The 887-nt window shown below is 57.2% G+C and carries 2 protein-coding genes; both read right to left on the reverse strand.

Translation table 11 applies throughout. The features are described from left to right. Nucleotides 1-395 (reverse strand): GNAT family N-acetyltransferase (locus ACXJ5O_RS28455; protein ID WP_457302835.1); only part of this gene is annotated, 395 nt, incomplete at its 3' end. Between the two features lie 8 nt (nucleotides 396-403). Next, a complete protein-coding gene (gene gatC / locus ACXJ5O_RS28460) occupies nucleotides 404-691 on the reverse strand; it encodes an Asp-tRNA(Asn)/Glu-tRNA(Gln) amidotransferase subunit GatC (protein ID WP_457302836.1) in 288 nt (95 codons plus the stop codon). Nucleotides 692-887: the final 196 nt, after the last annotated feature.

Consider the following 887-nt stretch of genomic DNA (forward strand, 5'->3'; position numbering starts at 1 on the left):
AACCCGGATCGCTCATAAAGCCGGTAAGCGTCCGCAAATCCCTCGCCAGCGCCCGTCTCGAGAACAAGCCGTGTGACACCCTTTTCCTTGGCGAGTTCGGTTATGGCCTCAAGCAAGGCCGACCCGACACGCTGACCGCGCACCGTCGGCCGGGTGAACATGCGCTTCACCTCGCCAACGTGGTTTCCGTGGTCTTTCAAAGCGCCGCAACCGACTGCCACGCCATTCTCGTCGCGCGCCACGAAAACCGTCGTATCTGCGCCCGCCATCTGCTCCACAGACATCTTGAACTGGAACTCGATGGGCGACAGCGGCAATAGATGGTCATTAAGGTCGCTAACCAGCGCCCTGACGTCATCCTGCAGCGGCGTTTCAATGGCAACGGAAATAGCCATCGCTCCGCCTATTCCACGACTTTCGGCACCACGAAGAAATTCTCTTCATGGATCGGTGCATTGGCAACAATATCAGCCGCCTTTTCGCCATCGTTGACAACATCCGCACGCTTCTTCATCGCCATGGGCGTGACGGATGTCATCGGCTCGACGCCATCGACGTTCACTTCGTTCAACTGTTCGACAAAGCCGAGAATGGTGTTCAGCTGCCCTGTCATACGGGCCGCATCGTCTTCGCTCACGGCAATACGGGCAAGATGCGCAACGCGTTTGACGGTGGAAATATCGACAGACATTCGGGATTCCTGAAAATTCGGATCTTGGATTATGCAGCTATAGTGTCCGTTGCGGCCAAGCGCAACGGACAAGACGATTTGAAAATGGTGCTAGTGCGGGGCTGGCGGGGCAGGATCAGAATTGTCCTCCTCGTCGTCAGGCACGATCACATTGTCATCCTGCGTGGGGTCGTCGGGCATCGTCGTGGTGTCGTCG

It is taken from the genome of Phyllobacterium sp. P5_D12, from assembly GCF_054049495.1.